The following is a 2,420-nucleotide window of genomic DNA, read 5'->3' on the forward strand; positions in this document are numbered from 1 at the left end:
CCGGCGGGCGGCCTGCCGAGCGGCTCTTGCACCGCTTGGGCCTTGGGGTCAGTGATGACACGGTGCTTAGGCAGCTGAAGAACCGTGCTCAAGACACTGCCGAGCCGCCGACCGTCATCGGGATCGACGACTGGAGCTGGCGGAAGTCGCAGACCTACGGCACGATCATCGTCGATCTGGAGCGTCGCGCGGTCATCGATGTTCTCGAAGATCGTGATGTGGTCACCTGCACCGACTGGCTGAAACGACATCCCGAGGTGGAAGTGATCAGCAGAGATCGCTGCGGTCTCTACGCCCAGGCTGCCCGGCAAGGCGCGCCGCAAGCGGAACAGGTCGCCGACCGGTTTCATATCGTGCAGAACCTGCGGCAGGCTATCGAGGAGCAGATGAACCTTCACGGCCGTGCGACCGGCAGGGCGCTGCTGTCCGACGCCGACAATATCACCGCAGAGGGAAGCCTTCTGAAGTCCCGCCTTGCGCACAGGACGTCTCGGGAAGAGATTCTCACCACCATCCATGCGCTTCGAAATCAGGGGCTTACCTGCAGCGGGATTGGGCGGCGAACAGGGTTCCCTCGTCGCAGCATCGCGAAATGGCTGCAGTTCGAGACGCCGCCGGACCGCAGGCGGGCAGCTTTGAAGCCGACTTCGCCGTGGTACTTTGAAGAGTTCCTGAGCCAAAGCTGGAAGGGCGGAATTCGAACTGGAAGCGCCCTGTTCCGTCTGATCCGAGAGCGTGGCTACGAGGGGAGCCCGACGCATTTGCAGCGGCTGCTGGCGGGGTGGCGCAGAGCCGAAAAGCAAGCGAAGGGCCCTGCCTTGGAGCACCAGATCCTGGAACCGGTCCGGGACCCGGAAACGGGGCACGCGATCTCCCCGGTCATCGCGGCAGCGCTGTGTATCAAACCCCGCGGAAAACTCACCCCGGATCAGGCGCGGAAAGTCGACGCGCTCAAGGCTGGCTCTCCCGCCTTCGCAACGATGCGCTGCCTCGTCATGCGGTTCAACGGTATCCTGCGTGGCCGCGAGGCAGACCCGCTCCCTGCATGGATCGACGACGCGATCGAAACCGACCTGGCGCCCATCGTGCGCTTCGCACGCACATTGAACCGGGATTTCGATGCGGTAAAAAACGCTATCGAGATGCCCTGGAGCAACGGCCAAGCAGAAGGTCAGATTAATCGTCTGAAGACCCTCAAACGTGCCATGTACGGCCGAGCCGGGCCAGAACTGTTGAGGGCAAGAATGCTGCCCCTCCGCCACACAGATTGAGGCAGAGCCCGCCAATTGGTCATGGTGGCCTACCAAGGCCGAACCTTCGCTTCCGCCCGGAGGAACGATGCTTTGCTGCGACAGTTGCTTCTCGAAATGGGAAAGGAGCTGAAGATGTCCGATAAAGACAAAAGCATGGAGGAGGATCTTGAGAAGGATCAGACCACGCGTCCTTCGCTGAAAAAGGGCGACCAACCCATCAAGCCATCTGGAACCGCACGCCAGCCTACGTTCGACCGCAACACCGGCCGTGGCTCCGCCAGCGACGATCCAACCGAGTAGCGCCGCAGCATCACCTTCTGCTGCCGCGAGATGTTCATCAAAGCTGGGCACAGGTGAAGCGGAGCGGGAAGATGCGCCTTTGACGCATTCGATATGGATAGTGCGCTGCCAACAAAGGTTATCGCTGAGGTGTTCAGCTATGCGCCTGGGCTTGACGGTCAGAGCGGTACTGGAAAGAACAGGGCAGCAGAGATGATGCCAAAAAGGAAGCCCTATGAAATTCCGTTTCCCCGTTGTCATCATCGATGAAGACTTTCGGTCCGAAAACACGTCGGGGCTAGGCATTCGCGGCTTGGCCGAGGCCATCGAGGCTGAGGGTTTCGAGGTGTTGGGTGCGACCAGCTATGGCGACCTGTCAAAATTTGCCCAGCAGCAAAGCCGTGCAAGCGCCTTCGTATTGTCAATCGACGACGAGGAATTCAGCCCCGGCCCCGACCTTGACCCAGCCGTGGTGAACCTGCGGTCGTTTATTGAGGAAGTACGGTGGAAGAACGCCGACGTGCCGATCTTCCTGCATGGCGAAACAAAAACCAGCCGGCATCTGCCCAATGACATCCTGCGCGAGTTGCACGGCTTCATCCACATGTTCGAAGATACGCCGGAATTCGTGGCCAAGCACATCATTCGCGAAGCCAAGAGCTATTTGGAAGGCATTCAGCCGCCCTTCTTCAAGGCGCTTTTGGATTATGCCGAGGACGGTTCCTATTCGTGGCACTGTCCGGGCCATTCAGGCGGTGTGGCCTTCCTGAAATCTCCCATCGGACAAATGTATCACCAGTTCTACGGTGAGAACATGCTGCGGGCCGACGTCTGCAACGCGGTTGAGGAACTGGGCCAGCTTCTGGACCACAACGGCGCCATTGGCGC

Annotated in this window: 3 protein-coding genes; all 3 read left to right on the plus strand. The window is 60.1% G+C overall.

Features of this window, described 5'->3' with window-relative positions; translation table 11 throughout:
- Positions 1–1,271, plus strand: a 1,271-nt coding sequence (locus RAH32_RS21385; protein ID WP_306610404.1) for an ISL3 family transposase, incomplete at its 5' end; no start/stop codon positions are given.
- Positions 1,272–1,385: 114 nt separating this feature from the next.
- A complete protein-coding gene (locus RAH32_RS21390) occupies positions 1,386–1,553 on the plus strand; it encodes a hypothetical protein (RefSeq protein WP_167623941.1) in 168 nt (55 codons plus the stop codon).
- A 214-nt stretch (positions 1,554–1,767) separates the two neighbouring features.
- Positions 1,768–2,420, plus strand: a 653-nt coding sequence (locus tag RAH32_RS21395; protein ID WP_306610405.1) for an Orn/Lys/Arg decarboxylase N-terminal domain-containing protein, incomplete at its 3' end; no start/stop codon positions are given.

It is taken from the genome of Paracoccus yibinensis (assembly GCF_030846195.1).
Lineage (GTDB): Bacteria > Pseudomonadota > Alphaproteobacteria > Rhodobacterales > Rhodobacteraceae > Paracoccus > Paracoccus yibinensis.

Excerpts from the sequence above, each read along its gene's own strand:
- RAH32_RS21390 (WP_167623941.1), top strand. The coding sequence starts at position 1,386 with ATGTCCGATAAAGACAAAAGCATGGAGGAGGATCTTGAGAAGGATCAG.